We start from the raw sequence: 18237 nt of genomic DNA on the forward strand, positions 1-18237 counted from the left end.
ATTCGTTTTCTAAATGACTAATAAACCTCCCAATTAATTGGAAGGTTTATTTTAACTTACAAATTTGAAATTTTTAAAATAAAATTGACGTTTTATTTACTCCATTCGTATTTTTTAAAACCTTCATCAACTGGTGTATTGGCAATATGGTTTACATAGTTGCTAATGGTTTTTTGAGATAGTCCTAAAATAATTTCAAGTACTTGTCTCTCACCGTATCCTGCTTCGTAAAAAGCATCTAAATCTTCTTGAGTTACATTTCCGCGATTACGCACAATTTTTAATGTCATAGTTCGTAACGCTTCCAGTTTTGGGTTTTCTAATGTTGTTTCATTACGTAGAGCCTCTGTAATGCTGTCATCTACTTTCATCATTTTAGCGATACCCGTATGTGCCGGCACGCAATAATGACATTCATGCTCCACATTTATTGATTGCCATACCACCGTTAATTCTTCATTATTAAATGATGAGTTTTCAAATAACTCATGTAGTTTTTGGTACCCTTCAAGGATGCCAGGTGCTCCGGCTAAAACCCCGTGTAAACCAGGTATCATGCCATAGGCTTTTTTAGATTTTTCTAATAATTCTTTACTCTCTTCTGGAGCAGATTCTAAACTCTGAATTTTTAAACTTGTCATAATTTTAAACTTTATTTATTATTACTATATTTCTAAACAATCGTTTAGAAATGGATTAAAAAAAATATTATAGGTTATTAAATGTCATTTCAATATAATCTTCAATTTCTTTCTGGCTATTAACTCGAGATGCTGCAGCTAGGCCGTGTTTGGCTAAAAGTAAAAAATTGGCTTGTTTTAATACAGTCTCTTCGTTTTTAGAGGAGTCAGCTTTTAATTTTTCAATAAAAATAGTTTTGAGATTACTCATAAATACATTCATTTCATTTTTAATTAAAACATCCTCGCTTTCTGAAAATTCATTGTATGTATTAGTAAGTAAGCATCCTTTTTTATTACCTAGCTGAGATCCTATTTTTACAGAATCATAAAAAAACTCTTTAATATCATCAACACCATTTGAAGCTTCTTTAAGCTTTTCAAAAATTTTTTTAATTTTAGAATTATAACATTTTAAGGTTTTAAGGAAAAGCTCGTGTTTACTTCCAAAACTTGAATATATAGAGAATTTATTGATGCCCATCTCTTTCTCCAGCATTTTCATTGATGTATTTTCATAGCCATTTTGCCAAAACAAATACATTGCCTTCTCAAGAACTTCTTCTTCTTTATATTCTTTTTTTCTAGCCATAATTTTAAATACACAACAAAACTAACCAATTGGTTAGTTTTGAAAAAACTTTTAAGAAAACTTTGTAATAAATATACAAAGCAATGTTTGTTAAAGCTAGTAGGTACTTTAAGAAAGATTTAGCTGAATAAAAAAAGGCAGCTACAAATGTAACTGCCTAATCATTTTGTAGCGAGATGGGGACTTGAACCCCAGACCTCCGGGTTATGAATCCGACGCTCTAACCACCTGAGCTACCTCGCCGCATTTTGCGAGTGCAAATATAGAAACAATAGTTAATGTAAAAAACCAAAAATTAAATTAATTTTTGGTTTGTATGAAAGTTGAATAAATAGCTTTTTAAAAAACTTCTGCTGTTTTATTAGATATATTCACTTCTGTCTTGAATAAATTGGTGTAATCCATAACATTATTAATATTATCTAGCTCACATAAATATTCAATAACTGCAGATAGTCCTTTAAAAAGGTTGTCTTTTGATGTTGGGTTTTCTGGCTTTATTCCTTTTTTATTTAAGGGTATATCAAAACCACACGCTTTTAAAAAAACAGACTCAATTTTTAATAACTCTTTTGGGCTGTACCCGTTAATTTTTCTACCCAACCGTTGATGAACCAAACCTACATAATTGAGTTGTAACGATCCGTGAAAATCGCTAAAATGCCTCCAACTATCTTTTGTATCACAAATATTACCTACAGCACATTGTTTACAACATTCAGGGTTTAAAGTATTACTATGAAAAGCTTCATACAGCTTTGTAATGGCCAATTCTAGACGTTGTGAGGTTTTCATGATTCTACTGCTTTCTATAAATTTAATGAATTATTTCTTGTCTCAAAACAGTTTTAATACATTCTTCAAGAAATAATAAACTAGATTTTTCTTTAATTTAAAAGCACTTTCTTTAAAATTGATACCTTCGCAAAAAAAAATTAAGATGCTAAAAGCTGTTTTATTTGATATGGATGGGGTAATTGTAAATACTGAACCTCTTCATAAAAAAGCCTACTTTCAAATGTTTGAAGATGTCAACATAGATGTTTCTGAAGAAATGTATGAAACCTACACAGGACAGTCCACAATAAACATTTGTAAAGATTTATGTTCTCACTTCTCTCTTTCTGAAGCTCCAGAAACTTTAATGGCAACTAAAAGAAAACATTTTAAACATCTTTTTGCAACAGATGATGAGTTAGATTTACTAGATGGTGTTCTTCAATTAATTAAAGATTATTATAATAACGGACTCACATTAATATTAGCTTCTTCAGCTTCAATGCCAAATATAAATCGCATTTTTGAACGGTTTGAACTTAATCAATACTTTACCGACAAATTAAGTGGTGCCGATTTAAAAGCTTCAAAACCACATCCTGAAATTTTTATAAAAGCTGCTCAAGCATCAGGGCACATAAAAGATAACTGCATGGTTATTGAAGACTCAACCAATGGAATTGCAGCTGCAAAAGGAGCAGGAATCTTTTGTGTAGGATATGACAGCATATACTCCAAAAACCAAGATTATTCAAAAGCAGATGTAGTTATATCAGACTTTAATGCAATTGCATACGATAAAGCAAAACAGTTTTTCTTATAATTTTTTAAAAAAAGGTAAGCATTGCCATAATGAAATAATAAAATATTGGTATGCTTAACTTTTAGCAACAGTTTTAAAGTAGTTTGGCCCTCAACTCCGTAAATGAAATTGAGTCTTGGTCTCCGCTTTTCATATGCTTTAATGTGTATGTTTCGGTTTCCATTTCATTTCCACCTGCCAAAACAGTAAATGGAATATTGCGTTTATCTGCATAACCCATTTGTTTACCCATTTTGGCGGCGTCTGGATATAATTCAGCAGTAATACCTTCTTTCCTAAGCTTTGAGATAGCTTTCATTGCATATCGTGCTTCATCTTCACCAAAATTAATAAACAACACCTTCGTATTGGCAGAAACCGTTTCGGGAAATAGATCTAATTCTTCTAGCACTAGGTAGATTCTATCCAGTCCAAATGAAATGCCTACTCCACTCATGTTTTTGAGTCCGAAAATGCCGGTCAAGTCGTCATAGCGACCGCCACCACCAATGCTTCCCATTTTTACTGATGATGGAGCAGCCACTTCAAAAATAGCTCCGGTGTAGTAATTTAATCCACGGGCTAGTGTTACATCAACTTCTAGTGTTGCTGTTTGTAATTCTAGTTCTGTTATAGTTTGAATTATAAACTCTAATTCATGAACACCTTGCATACCTATTTCAGAAGCAGAAAGTAACTCTTTTAATAGCGCTAATTTTTCAGAAGCTGTTCCACTTACTTGTAATAAAGGTTGTAATTTTTCAATCGCCTCTTCAGAAATACCTTTCTCTCGCATTTCTTTTTTAACACCGTCCTCCCCTATTTTGTCTAGCTTGTCTAATGCTACTGTAAAATCAATTAATTTGTCTGATTCTCCTATAACTTCAGCAATACCACTCAGCACTTTACGGTTGTTCATTTTGATAGTAACACCTTCCAAATTTAATTTGCTAAAAACAGCATCGTACAATTGAACAAACTCTACTTCTTGCCATAATGAAGTACTCCCAACCACATCTGCATCACATTGAAAAAACTCTCTGAAACGTCCTTTTTGAGGTCTATCAGCTCGCCAAACCGGCTGAATTTGATAACGTTTAAACGGAAAATCGATTTCGTTTTGGTGTTGCACTACATAACGCGCAAACGGAACGGTAAGATCATACCGAAGGGCTTTTTCTGAAATTTTTGGAGTTAATTTGCCACTATCTTTTTCAGAATATAGAGTATCATCCACTTTCCGAAGAAAATCTCCACTATTTAATATTTTAAAAATCAACCGGTCGCCTTCATCACCGTATTTTCCCATTAACGTATCGCTGTTTTCAAATGATGGCGTTTCAATAGGTTGAAAGCCGTAGGTAGTGAAACAACTTTTTATAGTGTCCATTATATAGTTACGTTTTACTACTTCAGCAGGTGAAAAGTCGCGAGTCCCTTTGGGTATGGATGGTTTTTGAGCCACAGTGTTTATTTTAAAATGTAATGTTCAATTTATATTTTCGAGTTGCAAATATCTTAAATTATTGGCTAACTTGTAACTTTAACGGCTGTTATTAGTCTAATGGGTAACCTTAATCTGTAACTATGTTTTCATTGTTTCGCGAAAATGTTCGTATTGCTTTAGATTCAATTAAAAGTCAATTATTACGAACCATCCTCACTGTCATTATCATAGCCATTGGTATTTGGGCCTTGGTTGGTATTTTAAGTGCCGTAAAAGTGCTTGAAAATACAATATCAGACAATTTTGCATCAATGGGAGCCAATACGTTTAATGTTCAGCGGTATGAGTTGCAAGTACAAAGCCAGCGAGGTGGCGAGCGTAAAAAGATTAACCCAATAATTAGTTACAATGATGTACGTGAGTTTGAAGATAAGTACAACTATCCTTTAACGCAAACATCAGTTTCTTTTAGAGGAACTTCAATGGCTGAAGTAAAATATCAAAGCGAAAAAACCGATCCCGAAGTACAAGTTTATGGTGTTAATGAGCATTATTTATTAAACACCGGTACTGAAATAGATCGCGGAAGAAATTTCACTTTTTTTGATATTCAGAATAACAATAAAGTGTGTTTGTTAGGTTCAGATTTTTCAAAAAACCTTTTTAAGAATGAAAACCCTATAAACAAAACGGTTAGCATTAGAGGTGTTAAGTTTAAGGTTATCGGAATTTTAGAATCAAAAGGTTCAACCTTTGGTAATAATCAAGATTTAAAGATGTTAATTCCTATACAAGTAGCACGCGGAATTTTTACACAACCAAACATCAATTACACCATAAGTGTGCGTGTAGATGATAAAGAAATTATGCAAAGCGCTCAAGATGAAGCTGTGATTACTTTCAGAAAAATTAGAGGTTTAAATCCTGTTGAAGAAAATAACTTTGGTATTCTGCGAAGTGATGATTTAATAAATCAAATTGCCGAATTAGGTCTGTACATGTCTACAGCAGCTTGGATTATAAGCATCATTACTATTCTTGGTTCTTCAATTGCTTTAATGAATATCATGCTTGTTTCGGTAACAGAGCGTACACGTGAAATTGGTGTACGAAAGGCCTTAGGAGCAAAACGTTCAACGATTTCTACTCAATTTTTTATGGAAACTATTGTTATAGGACAATTTGGAAGTATTTTGGGTATTCTGCTTGGTATATTAACCGGATTTATTTTTGCAAAAGCTTTTGATTTTGAATTTTCACTACCTTGGGTAGCGATGATTTGGGCTACAATAATTACCTTTATTGTAGCTATAATTGCAGGATCATACCCGGCAACAAAAGCAGCCAAACTTGACCCTATAGAAAGTTTACGATACGAATAGAAAAACTTATCCTGTTATCCGCCAATTTTAGTAAGAATATCCTCAAAAAAACGATATAACTCACCTTTGGTAATAATAGCACCTTGTTCAATCAATTTAAAAATATCACCGCTTTTATCATTTGAAAATTTCTTATTGGCAGTGTAAAACTCTACATCATCTGTCATAAAGTTTTTCTGAAGCCAAGCATAACCATCTGCTGTGGTAATATCTTTGGTTTTATCCATTACCTTTACCGAAATAAGCAACATTTGATCCGCTTCAATTTTAAAAAGAAATAATTGTTGCGGCGCAATATTTTCTAGATATTCAGCTTTTTGTAATACTCCTTCCCAAACAAGGTCACTAAAGATATCTAATTCTTCTTCAGCAACATTAGGTTTATTTTCTTTTATATCTGCCCATTCTTCGGCAGTGATGGATTGTGTAGCTAGAAAATTAATAAACTCGGTATGTAGTTCTTCAAATTGTTCTTTAGTAAGGCGTGCGTATTTCATTAGAGTAAGTTTTACTTAAAAAGAAAACCTTCTCCAAGTTATGAAGAAGGTTTTATGTATTATTTCAGTAGAAAAATTATTGGTTATCAGCAACCACATCAAATGTGAACGTTTCAATCACATCTCTGTGGAAACGAATAGTTGCTTCATATTGCCCGGTACGTTTGATAGCACCACCAGCAATTGAAATGTATTTTTTATCAATAGATACATTTTCTTTTTCCAATGCATCTGCAAGATCTGCATTGGTAACAGAGCCAAATAATTTATCTTTATCTCCTGTTTTTGCGGTAATTTTTAACTCAATAATTTCACCAAGCTTATCAGCTTCTTTTTGAGCGTCTTCAATTACTTTACGCTCTTTGTATGCTTGTTGTTTAAGCTTTTCTTCTAATGCTTTTTTTGCAGAAGGAGTTGCTAAAGTTGCATACCCTTGCGGAATTAAGAAGTTTCTACCGTATCCGTTTTTTACAGTTACTACATCATCTGTAAACCCCAGATTTTCTACGTCTTGTTTTAATATAAGTTCCATAATCCTATCTGGTTTTTATTTGTATAAATCGGTTACATAAGGCATTAAAGCTAAGTGACGTGCTCTTTTTACAGCCACAGCAACTTTACGTTGAAACTTTAATGATGTTCCTGTTAATCTACGAGGTAACAATTTACCTTGTTCGTTTACAAAGCTCATTAAAAAATCTGGGTCTTTGTAATCTACATATTTAATACCAGAACGTTGAAAACGGCAATATTTTTTTGCTTTACTGGTTTCAATATTTAACGGGGTAAGATATCTAATCTCGCCGTCTTTTTTTCCTTTTGCTTGTTCTTGAATAGATGCCATACCTTATGCTTTTGCTTTTTGTTTGTTGTTTCGGTTACGTCTTTTCTCTGCCCAAGCAACAGCATGCTTGTCAAGTTTAACGGTAAGGTAACGCATAATACGTTCATCTCTTCTAAACTCTACTTCTAATGCATTAATTGCATCGCCAGGTGCAGTGTACTCAAATAAGTGATAAAATCCACTTTTCTTGTGTTGAATTGCGTAGGCTAGTTTTTTAAGCCCCCAATCCTCTTTTGATATCATCTTAGCACCTTTAGAAACAAGAAGATCTTCGTATTTCTTTACTGTTTCCTTTATCTGATCTTCAGATAAAACGGGATTTAAGATGAAAACAGTTTCGTATTGATTCATAAAAATCGATTAAAAATTAATTTTATTTAACTCATGGCCTCTTGCCAATAGCGTGCAAAAATACTACTTTATTTATAATTTTCAAATGAAATATTAAAAGAAGACTACAAGTTTCATATAAGAAGTTTCTCACACCCAAAGATAATCCTCATTATTAATCGGTAAAAGTTAAAAAAAGTTGTAGTTCATCGATATTTTAATTAATATTGTTGTACAAACTATCTAACATTTAAGTCGTGGATAAGCCAATTTTAAAATGTGTTATTGTTGATGATTCAACGTTACAACGCCTTTCAATTGTAAAATTAATTGAAAACCATCCTTCGTTAAACTTAGTTGCAGAATACAACAATGCAATTGAAGCCAAAATGGGATTGGCGACTACAGATATTGACCTTATTTTTCTTGATATTGAAATGCCTATTCTTTCTGGGTTTGATTTACTAGATGATTTAACCAAAAAACCACAAATTATTTTTGTAACTGGAAAGACAAAATACGCTTTTAAAGCATTTGATTATGACGCTGTAGATTATCTTCGCAAACCTATCTCAAAAGAACGTTTTTTAAATGCTGTTCATAAAGTTATTACAAATTATAAGCTTAAAAATGATGATGGCTTTGATGATGAAGACTTCATTTTTGTAAAAAGTAATTTAAAGAAACGCAAGGTATTTCTCAATGAGCTGCGATACATTGAAGCACTAGGAGACTATGTAAAACTTGTGACAGAACACGATGCACTAGTTGTGCTTTCTACTATGAAGGCTTTTGAAGCTTTGTTGCCAAGTGATCGTTTTTTACGTATTCATAAATCATACATCGTAAATCTAGACAAGGTTGAGCGGTACAATAGCAAAATAATTGAGCTTGAAAATGAACAGTTACCACTTAGTAGAAACCGTAAAAATGATCTTGTTGAAGCACTTTCTGCTTCTATGAAGTCTTAATAATTATCAACATCTATTAATAATCTAACGCTAGAAAACTCTTTTATAGCGTTAAAACTCTGTTCAACTCGATTGATATACTTTTTTGTGTGTTCAAGCGATTGCTTTTTGGGAATTTTAATAAGTATGTTGCTTATATACATATTTCTAATTCTACCTACCGGTGGTGGTTCTGGACCCAAAACTTGTTCACCTAGTTTATTCTCTAATGCTTGACCAAACCACTTAGCTGCTTTTTGCATTTTTTGAAGATTGCGGTCTTTACACGTGATTTTTATAGTTCGATAATACGGAGGGTATTTATATTGATAGCGTTCTTCAAGTTGTTGATCATACATCCCGCTATAATCATTTGTACTCACTTGCTGTAATATTTGATGGTATGGATTATATGTTTGTATTAATACTTTCCCTCGTTTACTTGTGCGTCCTGCCCTACCCGAAACTTGTTGCAACAATTGAAAACTTCTTTCATGTGCTCTAAAATCCGGGAAGTTCAACAAATTATCAGCATTCATAACACCCACCAAACTAATATTCCTAAAATCAAGACCTTTTGCAAGCATTTGTGTACCCACTAAAATATCAATTTCCTCATTTTCCAACTTTGCAATAAGCTTTGCATATGCGTTTTTCCCACGTGTAGTATCTTGATCCATACGTGCTATAGAATGTTTTGGGAACAGAGCTTTTAATTCGGTTTCAATCTGTTCGGTTCCAAAACCTTTGGTATCTAAGGTTTCACTACCACAAGCCATGCAAGAAAGCTGCATTGCCATGTGATACCCACAGTAATGACAACGCAATTCATTTTTATATTGATGGTAGGTTAAGCTTACATCACAATTAGGACATTGTGGCGAGGTTCCGCAAGTAGTACATTCAACAATTGGTGAAAAGCCTCTCCTATTCTGAAATAAAATTATTTGCTCACCCAACTCTAACACCTCTTGCATTTCTTCTAACAAACGATCACTAAAGTGGCCCTTCATACGTTTTTTACGAGATTTCTCTTTTATATCTACCAGCTCAATTTCTGGCATTAATACATTGCCATAACGGGTTTTTAAAGTGACCAAGCCGTATTTACCTTGAGATGCGTTAAAGTAACTTTCTAGCGATGGTGTAGCAGACCCCATCAAAGTCTTGGCATTATGAATTGAAGCCAAAACAACTGCAGCATCTCTTGCATGATAACGAGGTGCAGGATTATATTGCTTAAAAGAAGGCTCATGTTCTTCATCAACAAGAATTAACCCTAAATTTTGAAAAGGTAAAAACATTGAAGAACGAGCTCCAATTATAATTTGTGCTTTGGGCTTTGAGTGCAATACATTATTCCATACTTCTACTCGCTCGTTGACTGAATACTTTGAATGATAAACCGAAACCTTTGAACCAAAATAATGTTGTAACCTAGCTATTAACTGTGTAGTTAAAGCTATTTCAGGAAGCATATACAATACTTGCTTTCCTGTTTTAAGTATTTCTGAAATGAGGCGAACATAAATTTCAGTTTTACCACTTGAAGTAACACCGTGTAACAACGTTACGTCTTTGGTTTTAAAAGATTCTTTAATTTCTGAAAAGGCAACTTGCTGGGCTTCATTAAGTGTTTTAATATCTGAAGCTTCATCACCAGAATACTCTACTCGATCCTTTTTTATAAAATACTCTTCTAGAATCTCTTTCTCAACTAATGATTTAATAACCGCTGAAGAAGTATCACTTTTCTTAGTGAGCTGTTTTACACTTATAGGTTTGTTGCTTTGTGCAGTTAACATAAACAGATTCATCAATACTTCTCGCTGTTTGTGTGCTCTTTTTGAAAGTTGATCTAAAAGGTCTCTAAGGTTTTCTTCTGAAGCATATTTTGAAGCAATCTTTACATACCGTTTCAATTTCGGCTTGTATTGTTCAAATACTTCTTCTTGTACGTGAATAATATTTTTCTGAAGTAATTTTTCAAGTACAGCAACTACATTTTTTCTGTCTAGAACAGAGCGTACATCGTTAATATGAATAGAGGATTGATGTTGCAAAGCTTCAAAAACCAAAAACTCTTCGTCGCTCAAAGTATCTTCAGAAACATCGTTTTTTGATAATGAAATAATTGTTTCGCTTTCTAGCAAAAAAGCGCTTGGCAAAGCTGCTCTTATTACTTCGCCTAGCGTGCACATATAATATGCAGCGATCCATTGCCAATGTTTTATTTGCGATTGAGTGACAATGGGATATTTATCTAATATTTGATCAATTTCTTTTGTTTCATACCCACTTGGTGCGGTTTGATGTACTTGATACACAATTGCTGTGTAGACTTTAGACTTACCAAAAGGAACAGCCACACGCATACCTTGACGAAGAAAAGCTGCTTCATCTTTATTGACCTTATAGGTGAATTTTTGTTTTAAAGGAATAGGAAGAATAACGTCAATGTAATACACAAAACTAAGTTTTCAGAAAAGAATAAGGCTACCCAAAATTGAGCAGCCTAAAGATAGTATTTTAAACAGAATTTATTTTACGCGGTCCCAATATTGTGTTCTTCCTAATAAAGAAAAACCAATATAACCACGAACTTTTAACTTATTTGAGTTTTCCAATTCTATGTAGCACTTATAAAGTTTTCCACTATTTGGGTCTAGAATTTTACCATCATTATATTCATCGCCATCTTTTTCAAGACCTTTTATAATTACCAAGCCTAAAACTGGTTTCCCTTCATCTGAACCAGGACAATCTACACAGGTAGCATCTTTTTTATCTGGGTTCAAAATTTCAACGACTTTACCGTAAATTTTACCATTTTCTTTATAGATTTCTACGATAGATTTTGCTTCTCCGGTTTCGTCATCAATAGTTTTCCATTTTCCAGTTACATCTTGAGCTATTGCAGGAATCACGGCAAAAGCGAATAAAGTAATTGTTAAAAATAATTTTCTCATCTGTTTATGTATTAGTGTTATTTTTTTTGTTTTTATCCTTCAACAATTGAAGTGATACATTTAATTCAAATCCTAATAAAAGTAAATTTGAGTTTATCCAAATATAGAACATCATTATCAAAAGTGCACCAAGTGAACCGTATAATTCGTTATAATTTGAAAAGTTATTTATGTAAATACCAAATAAATAAGTAGTTAGCAAAAATAAAATTGTAGTAACAAAAGCTCCTAAAGAGAAAAATCGTGACTCTTTACCTTGCTTAGTCCCAAAATAATACAGGATTGAGATAATAGTATAAACCATCAACACAAATATAACCAGTTGTAATATTGAAATGATATAAACGTGGTCCTGTATATAAGCTTTACCAACCAGTTCACTTATTAAAAATTCACCATATAAAATAACTCCTACTGTAGTTAACAATAATAATGCCAATAAAATTGCAACTCCCACAGCCACAAAATATTGACGAAAAAAGTTTCGGTTTATTGTTACGTGAAAAGAATACTCAAATGCACTAAAAATTGAATTAACACCATTGGCAGATAAAAATAATGCCAGAAGAATAGAAAAAGATAAAAGTCCGCCACGTGGGTTAACAGCAATATCTGCAATTACCGGATAAAATAAATCTGCAGTTTGTGGTGGTAGTAAATCTTCTATAAAAATTAAAAAACGAGTTAAAAATCCATCTATAAAATCTAAATAAGGAATTAAATTTAAGATGAATAACAAGAAAGGAAAAATAGCGATAAAAAAACTATATGCTATAGAACTGGCTCTTGATGAAAAAGTTCCTTTTATAATTCCGGTTCCATAAATTTCCAATAAATGATACAATGACAAGCCATTGGTACCTGGTATTTTAATTCGTTTACTAAGGCCAACAAGATTACGAATTACAGGAAGCTTCTCTATGTTTAATGGTTCATTATCGGGCATTAAACAGCTTTTAAACTTAAATCCATATTATAAACCGAATGAGTTAACGCACCACTGCTTATGTAGTCTACACCGCACTCTGCATATTTTTTTGCAGTATCTAGTGTAATGCCTCCACTAGACTCTGTAAGGCAAGCGTCTCCTATCATTTGTACCGCTTTTTTGGTATCTTCATAATTAAAGTTATCAATCAAAATACGATAAACACCTTTATTTTGAAGAATTTCTTCTATTTCATTAAGATCACGAGCCTCAACAATAATTTTAAGATCCAAGCTGTTTTGTTTTAAATACGCTTGAGTTTTTTGAATTGCTTTGGTAATGCCTCCACAAAAATCAATATGATTGTCTTTTAGCATTATCATATCATACAATGCAAACCTATGGTTTTCTCCTCCTCCTATTTTTACTGCCCATTTTTCTAGGGCTCTAATTCCGGGAGTGGTTTTACGGGTATCCAAAATTTGAGTTTTTGTACCTTCCAGTAACTTTACATATTCATTAGTTTTTGTAGCAATAGCACTCATGCGTTGCATAGCGTTTAAAACTAATCTTTCAGACTTTAAAATAGATTGTGATAAACCACTTACGTAAAAACAAACATCGCCTTTTTTAACTGGACTACCATCTTTGATTTTTACATCTAATTTTAAACCTGTATCTACAAATTCAAAAACTTGACGAGCAAAATCAATACCGGCTATAATACCGTCTTCTTTTACTAGCAACTTTGCCTTTCCAGTTGCATCTTCAGGAATACAAGCTAAGGAGCTATGATCACCGTGACCTACGTCTTCTCGTATGGCGTTACTTATTATTAAGTTTATTTCTTTATTAAATTGTTTTTCTGAAATCATTGCAATCAATTTTTAGCTAAAATACTAAAAAGCCCTTTTATTTTAGGCAATTGTTATACTTTGGAATACATTTTGATTTTTTTCGGAATAGTAATCATATAAAACTTTAATTATGAAAACAGATTTTTACACCAAAACTATTTTGACCGTTATTGCCATTTGTCTAACCATCAATGTGGTTAAAGAGTTGAATATTATACCACAGGCACACGCTTCAAAAAAGATAACAGAAACAGCCGATAATTACAAATTAGTACCTATTGGTGAAAATAACACACTTGACGTTCGTATTGTTGATATTAACACGTATGACGAACTTAAAGTTAGCGTGAGTAATATTGATACCAACGATGAAATGAAGGTAAACATAAGCCGTATTAATACTAGTGACGAACTAGACGTTAATATAGATGAAATTGGCGGTAGCTTTGTTTCTATGGGTGGCCCAATACCAGTAACAACAGATTAATTAAACATCTTTTCTGAAAGGTCTAATGATTAATCGTGCTGCTCTATCATAGCTTATGTAGTTGTAAGTCCAATTGAAAAAAGTAACCACTCTGTTTCGAAAGCCTACTAAGAACCACAAGTGAATAAACATCCAGATAAACCAAGCAATAAAGCCTCCCAGATGCATTTTTTTAATATCTACCACAGCTTTATTACGGCCAACGGTGGCCATTGTACCTTTATCAAAATATTCAAAAGGTTTAAGTGGTTTATTTCTAAGTAAGCGTTTAAAGTTTTCACCTAGGTGTTTTCCTTGTTGTATAGCAGGTTGAGCTACTTGAGGATGTCCTTTTGGGTAATCTTCGGTTTCCATTAAAGCAATATCGCCTAGTGCAAAAATTGCATCTGTACCTTCAACTTTACTATATTCATTAACATAGTAACGATTTATTTTTTCCATTAAAGATGCTCCGTCTATACCTTTTACAGGGTTTCCGGTAACACCTGCTGCCCAGATAAATGCTTCGGTTTCAAAACTTTTCCCTTCTTTTGTGGTAACTATTTTTCCATCATAATCTTCAATCATCGTGTTTAAATGAACGTGCACACCTAAACGTTCTAGAAAATCTTGCGCCATCTTTGATGATTTTTCACTCATTGGTGGTAAGACACGATCCATACCCTCGAGAAGGTGCACTTGCATTTCGGCTTCATTCATTTCAGTATAGTCATCTTCTAGAATACCACTTTTAAATTCGGCCAATGCTCCTGCAAGTTCAACCCCTGTAGGACCGGCACCGGCGATCACAAAATTTAATAGCCGTTTACGTTCTTCGGGATCTTCGGTCATATCTGCTTTTTCGATATTTTGAAGCATTAAGCTACGTATGTTTAATGCCTGCGGAACCGTTTTCATTGGCATACTGTTTTGCTCAATATTTTGATTCCCGAAGTAATTTGTTTTTGTACCTGTTGCAATTACCAAGTAATCATATGTGAGGTTTCCTATTGAAGTTTCTATCTCCTTTTTCTCTTTATTGATATAGTTGACTTCTGCCAAACGAAAATGAAAATTTTTATTTTTTCTGAAAATTTTCCGAAGTGGATATGCAATAGAATCTGGTTCTAGTCCTGAGGTAGAAACTTGATACAGTAATGGTTGAAATGTGTGGTAATTATTTTTATCAAAAAGAACAATCTGTATTGGTTCATTTTTGATTTTTTTGATAAAAGAAATACCTGCAAAACCACCTCCAATGACAACAACACGAGGATTTTGAGTTTTTGGTAAATTCATAGTCTAGGGTTATACCATAAAATTACTATTTGTTTTGCAGCTTCTTTGTATAAAAAGTAATTTTAAGACTTTTGTAACAATCTTGTTTGTTAGGCTACTAATAAACTACTAACATCAATTACTTGACAAAAGAACTTGAACATAGGTTTGTAACCCAACTGGAGGAGAATCAAAATATTGTGCACAAAATTTGCCGGTTATATACCAATGACCAAGCCTCGCATAATGATCTTTTCCAAGAGATTACTATACAATTATGGAAGGCTTATCCTAAATTTCGTGGTGATTCAAAGTTTAGTACTTGGATGTATCGAGTAGCTTTAAACACCGCTATTACATTATATAGAAAAAAGAAACGTAGGATTGATACAGCTAGTTTTGAAAATATAAGTTTCAAAATTAAAGCTGAACCATATGATGACACTATTGAAGAACAGTTAAAATTGATGTATAGCGCTGTAAAAACATTGAATGATATTGACAAAGCACTTGTTTTTCTATATCTAGAAGATAAAAATTACAAAGAAATCTCTGAAACCCTAGGTATCACCGAGGTTAATGCACGTGTAAAGATGAACAGAATTAAAGAGAAATTACGTAAAATATTAAATCCATAGGAGATTAAAATAGATGGACGAATTAGAATTATTAAAAAAAGATTGGCAAAGTAGGGAGCAAAAGCTTCCGAAGTTGTCTTACGAGGACATTTATAAAATGTTACTCAAAAAATCATCTTCTATTGTGAAGTGGATTTTTTATATAAGTATTGGCGAAATTATACTTTGGACACTTTTGTCTATTATTTTACCACAAATAAGTGAGAACTTCAGTATAAGTACTACCATCAATGATGAGCTAGGTCTTCACAACATTTTGATTGTAGCAAATACTATTAACTATATAATTTTTATAGGCTTCATATATATATTTTATAGAAATCACCGCTTAATAAAAGTAACAGACTCCTTAAAAGAGTTGATGAAAAATATTCTAAAAACCAGAAAAGCAGTTAAGTATTTTGTCATTTATAATGTAGGAGCAAATGCTCTTTTTATGCTCTCTATGAACATTTACTACTATTTTAATAAAGACGAACTTTTTAAAGTTATTTCACAAAATTATGAAGGGCTAGAGGCTGTTTCAAAAGAAAGTTTTTCATCTGTCTTTTTTATATCACAATTGGTAGTAGGACTTTTATTTATTGGGTTTATTCTTGTTTTTTACAGAATTATCTACGGAATACTCTTAAAACGTTTACAACGAAACTATAAAGAATTGAAAAAAATCGAAATGTAACACACTATGTGTTTAAAATTAATTAGTTAGCAGCTCTTATAGTAATCAATTAAACATTATTGCTTACTCTTTTTTCGGCTACCTTCATACATTTCGTATCGTACTAAGCGACTTTCTAGCTTTCCGTTATAGAGTTTTATTTTCTTTGAAGCTTTTAAACCTACATTTTTCAAAGCTTCCATATTGCTAGTTATCATCCAAGCTTGAGTTCCCGGATAATTTTGTTTAAGAGTATCTCCTATTTTTTTATAGAAAGCGTCAATATCTTCAACTGAAATTCGCTCATCATAAGGTGGATTAAATAAAAGATACATTGGTTTATCTACCGGTTTTTCACTCTTAAAAAAGTCTTGTTGCTTTACTTCAATAAAATCTTGAAGGTTGGCATTTTTTATATTTTCTTTTGCTTTTGTAATAGTGTAGCCATCTATATCTGAACCATAAATCTTAAAATGAAAATCTTTAATCTTTTTAAGTGCAGCGTTTTCAATCACTTCATATAAATCTACATCAAAATCTGGCCAAGTTTCAAAGCCAAATTCATCTCTATTTAAATTTGGAGGAATATTACAAGCAATCATAGCAGCTTCTGTCAAAATAGTTCCGCTACCACACATAGGATCCATAAAACTACACTGTCCTTCCCAACCAGAAAGCATAATCATACCTGCTGCTAGCACTTCATTTATAGGTGCAATTGTATTTGCTGTTTTATAGCCTCTTTTATGTAATGATTGACCACTACTGTCTAGTGAAACTGTACAAATATTTCGGTCTATATGAATGTTAATTCGCAATGTAGGATGGTCTAAATCTACATCTGGTCTTATTCCTTCTTTGTCTCTAAATCTATCAACAATAGCATCTTTAGTTTTTAATGCTACATACTGTGAATGTGTAAATTGTTTAGAAAATACAGTAGCGTCAACAGCTAAGCTACCATTGGCTTGCATGTAATTTTCCCATTGTATTTTATAGATGTTTTTATAAAGATCTTCTTCAGTAAAAACATTAAATGCAGTTATAGGTTTTAAAATTTTTATAGCAGTACGGCAACAGAGATTTGCTTTGTACATAAAACCTGTATCGCCTTCAAAAGCAACATTGCGGGTTCCTTTCTCTATTCCTGAAGCACCTAATTGACGCAATTCTTTTTCTAATAAATCTTCTAGCCCGTATAATGTCTTGGCCACCATTTTAAAATTATTTCCCATAACGTTCTTTATAATTTGAAACAAAATTACAGTATTTTTGCAGGGCAAAACTATCTTCATGCAAAAAGAAACAGATCAATGGTACACATCTTGGTTTGATACGCCATTTTACCACATATTATACAAAGATAGAGATACGGAAGAGGCAGGATTTTTTATGAAAAAACTTACTTCATTTCTTCAACTTGAAAAAAAATCTGAAATCCTTGATCTTGCTTGTGGAAAAGGGCGTCATGCCAAATATCTCAATAAAATAGGGTATGATGTTACAGGTGTAGATTTGTCTCCTTCAAGTATAGAATATGCAAAACAATTTGAAAATGAGCATCTACAGTTTGAAGTTCATGACATGTGTTTACCTTTTTCAAAAAAATTTGACGCAGTATTTAATCTGTTTACAAGCTTTGGTTATTTTGAAAAGGAAAGCGATAATTTGAGAACCATAAAATCAATTAAAGAAGAATTAAAGCCAGATGGATATGGGGTCATAGATTTTTTAAATACAAATTATGTCATAAAAAACTTAAAACCAACCGAAGTAAAAACTGTAGAAGATATTGATTTTTATATACATAGGTTTATAAAAAATGGGTACATATTTAAAGATATACGCTTTACGTATGATAATGAACGTCATTTTTTTACAGAACGTGTAAAGGCACTCACATTAAAAGATTTTAAAAACTTTTTTGAAGAAGCAAATATCAAATTAAAGCATTGTTTTGGCGATTATCAATTAAAGCCATTTGATGAAGCCAATTCTGAGCGATTAATTCTTATTTTTAATTAATGAATTACGTATTACTTTTTTTAGCAGTTGTTGTAGGGTTTATTATTGCTTCATCCCTAAAAACGAAAAAAATTCAGCAAATTTCGCTTTATTTAGCATTTAGTGGTGCTTTTCTCT

Annotated in this window: 22 protein-coding genes and 1 tRNA gene (1 of these 23 running past the window's edge); 8 read left to right on the forward strand and 15 right to left on the reverse strand. The window is 32.4% G+C overall.

The genetic code is table 11. The features are described from left to right. Positions 1-92: 92 nt before the first annotated feature. From INR76_RS12155 to INR76_RS12170, 4 genes are all read right to left on the reverse strand, one after another. Entirely contained in the window at positions 93-641 is a 549-nt protein-coding gene (locus INR76_RS12155; protein WP_223108235.1) for a carboxymuconolactone decarboxylase family protein, read from the reverse strand. 67 nt (positions 642-708) lie between these two features. Next, positions 709-1272, reverse strand: coding sequence for a TetR/AcrR family transcriptional regulator (locus INR76_RS12160; protein WP_223108236.1), 564 nt, complete (start codon positions 1270-1272; stop codon positions 709-711). Between the two features lie 169 nt (positions 1273-1441). Further along, a tRNA-Met gene (locus INR76_RS12165) sits at positions 1442-1515 on the reverse strand. 96 nt (positions 1516-1611) lie between these two features. Beyond that, positions 1612-2067, reverse strand: a complete 456-nt coding sequence (locus INR76_RS12170; protein ID WP_223108237.1) for a Na(+)-translocating NADH-quinone reductase subunit F — start codon at positions 2065-2067, stop codon at positions 1612-1614. 145 nt (positions 2068-2212) lie between these two features. Between INR76_RS12170 and INR76_RS12175 the strand changes: the two genes are divergently transcribed. Further along, a complete protein-coding gene (locus tag INR76_RS12175; protein WP_223108238.1) occupies positions 2213-2872 on the forward strand; it encodes an HAD family phosphatase in 660 nt (219 codons plus the stop codon). A 73-nt stretch (positions 2873-2945) separates the two neighbouring features. On the opposite strand, the gene hisS is transcribed toward INR76_RS12175, so the two are convergent. Further along, entirely contained in the window at positions 2946-4316 is a 1371-nt protein-coding gene (hisS, locus tag INR76_RS12180; RefSeq protein ID WP_223108239.1) for a histidine--tRNA ligase, read from the reverse strand. Positions 4317-4438: 122 nt separating this feature from the next. On the opposite strand from hisS, the gene INR76_RS12185 reads away from it, so the two are divergent. Continuing rightward, positions 4439-5680, forward strand: coding sequence for an ABC transporter permease (locus INR76_RS12185; RefSeq protein WP_223108240.1), 1242 nt, complete (start codon positions 4439-4441; stop codon positions 5678-5680). A 14-nt stretch (positions 5681-5694) separates the two neighbouring features. On the opposite strand, the gene INR76_RS12190 is transcribed toward INR76_RS12185, so the two are convergent. The 4 genes from INR76_RS12190 to rpsF all read right to left on the reverse strand — a co-directional run bounded on the left by INR76_RS12190 (position 5695) and on the right by rpsF (position 7372). After that, positions 5695-6177, reverse strand: coding sequence for a DUF6495 family protein (locus INR76_RS12190; RefSeq protein WP_223108241.1), 483 nt, complete (start codon positions 6175-6177; stop codon positions 5695-5697). A 76-nt stretch (positions 6178-6253) separates the two neighbouring features. Beyond that, the gene (rplI, locus tag INR76_RS12195; protein ID WP_223108242.1) at positions 6254-6709 is read right to left on the reverse strand and encodes a 50S ribosomal protein L9; all 456 of its coding nucleotides are present in this window, start codon (positions 6707-6709) and stop codon (positions 6254-6256) included. Positions 6710-6724: 15 nt separating this feature from the next. Further along, positions 6725-7021, reverse strand: a complete 297-nt coding sequence (gene rpsR, locus INR76_RS12200; RefSeq protein WP_223108243.1) for a 30S ribosomal protein S18 — start codon at positions 7019-7021, stop codon at positions 6725-6727. A gap of 3 nt (positions 7022-7024) precedes the next feature. Next, on the reverse strand, positions 7025-7372 hold the full coding sequence (rpsF, locus tag INR76_RS12205) for a 30S ribosomal protein S6 (RefSeq protein WP_223108244.1): 348 nt from the start codon (positions 7370-7372) through the stop codon (positions 7025-7027). Between the two features lie 236 nt (positions 7373-7608). Here rpsF and INR76_RS12210 point away from each other — a divergent pair, with 236 nt between their 5' ends. Then, positions 7609-8322, forward strand: a complete 714-nt coding sequence (locus tag INR76_RS12210; RefSeq protein ID WP_223108245.1) for a LytTR family DNA-binding domain-containing protein — start codon at positions 7609-7611, stop codon at positions 8320-8322. Here INR76_RS12210 and priA read toward each other — a convergent pair. From priA to nadC, 4 genes are all read right to left on the reverse strand, one after another. After that, positions 8319-10769, reverse strand: a complete 2451-nt coding sequence (priA, locus tag INR76_RS12215) for a primosomal protein N' (RefSeq protein WP_223108246.1) — start codon at positions 10767-10769, stop codon at positions 8319-8321. The genes INR76_RS12210 and priA overlap by 4 nt on opposite strands. A 72-nt stretch (positions 10770-10841) precedes the next feature. Then, on the reverse strand, positions 10842-11270 hold the full coding sequence (locus INR76_RS12220) for a DUF2147 domain-containing protein (protein ID WP_223108247.1): 429 nt from the start codon (positions 11268-11270) through the stop codon (positions 10842-10844). A 4-nt stretch (positions 11271-11274) separates the two neighbouring features. Further along, positions 11275-12216: a YihY/virulence factor BrkB family protein gene (locus INR76_RS12225; RefSeq protein ID WP_223108248.1), complete on the reverse strand. Its 942-nt coding sequence runs from the start codon at positions 12214-12216 to the stop codon at positions 11275-11277. After that, entirely contained in the window at positions 12216-13073 is an 858-nt protein-coding gene (gene nadC, locus INR76_RS12230) for a carboxylating nicotinate-nucleotide diphosphorylase (protein WP_223108249.1), read from the reverse strand. Before nadC ends, INR76_RS12225 begins: the two co-directional genes overlap by 1 nt. Before the next feature lie 112 nt (positions 13074-13185). On the opposite strand from nadC, the gene INR76_RS12235 reads away from it, so the two are divergent. Further along, positions 13186-13542 (forward strand): hypothetical protein, encoded by a 357-nt coding sequence (locus INR76_RS12235; protein ID WP_223108250.1) that lies wholly within the window; start codon positions 13186-13188, stop codon positions 13540-13542. On the opposite strand, the gene INR76_RS12240 is transcribed toward INR76_RS12235, so the two are convergent. After that, positions 13543-14820 carry an NAD(P)/FAD-dependent oxidoreductase gene (locus tag INR76_RS12240; RefSeq protein ID WP_223108251.1) on the reverse strand — a complete coding sequence of 426 codons (1278 nt, stop codon included), beginning with the start codon at positions 14818-14820 and terminating at the stop codon, positions 13543-13545. It abuts the gene before it with no gap. A 122-nt stretch (positions 14821-14942) separates the two neighbouring features. Between INR76_RS12240 and INR76_RS12245 the strand changes: the two genes are divergently transcribed. Together INR76_RS12245 and INR76_RS12250 are read left to right on the forward strand one after the other, a co-directional pair. After that, on the forward strand, positions 14943-15437 hold the full coding sequence (locus INR76_RS12245) for an RNA polymerase sigma factor (RefSeq protein WP_223108252.1): 495 nt from the start codon (positions 14943-14945) through the stop codon (positions 15435-15437). A gap of 13 nt (positions 15438-15450) precedes the next feature. Beyond that, entirely contained in the window at positions 15451-16116 is a 666-nt protein-coding gene (locus INR76_RS12250; protein WP_223108253.1) for a hypothetical protein, read from the forward strand. A 56-nt stretch (positions 16117-16172) separates the two neighbouring features. On the opposite strand, the gene INR76_RS12255 is transcribed toward INR76_RS12250, so the two are convergent. Then, the gene (locus tag INR76_RS12255; protein WP_223108254.1) at positions 16173-17330 is read right to left on the reverse strand and encodes a class I SAM-dependent RNA methyltransferase; all 1158 of its coding nucleotides are present in this window, start codon (positions 17328-17330) and stop codon (positions 16173-16175) included. 58 nt (positions 17331-17388) lie between these two features. Here INR76_RS12255 and INR76_RS12260 point away from each other — a divergent pair, with 58 nt between their 5' ends. Together INR76_RS12260 and INR76_RS12265 are read left to right on the forward strand one after the other, a co-directional pair. Beyond that, a complete protein-coding gene (locus INR76_RS12260) occupies positions 17389-18120 on the forward strand; it encodes a bifunctional 2-polyprenyl-6-hydroxyphenol methylase/3-demethylubiquinol 3-O-methyltransferase UbiG (protein WP_223108255.1) in 732 nt (243 codons plus the stop codon). Further along, positions 18120-18237, forward strand: the 5' end (the start) of a protein-coding gene (locus tag INR76_RS12265) for a ZIP family metal transporter (protein ID WP_223108256.1). The gene runs 551 nt beyond the window's last position; 118 of the gene's 669 nt are visible here — the first part of the coding sequence; the start codon lies at positions 18120-18122; the stop codon falls past the right edge of the window. The genes INR76_RS12260 and INR76_RS12265 overlap by 1 nt, the downstream gene beginning before the upstream one ends.

This window comes from Marixanthomonas sp. SCSIO 43207 (genome assembly GCF_019904255.1).
In the GTDB taxonomy this organism is placed as follows: Bacteria; Bacteroidota; Bacteroidia; order Flavobacteriales; family Flavobacteriaceae; genus Marixanthomonas.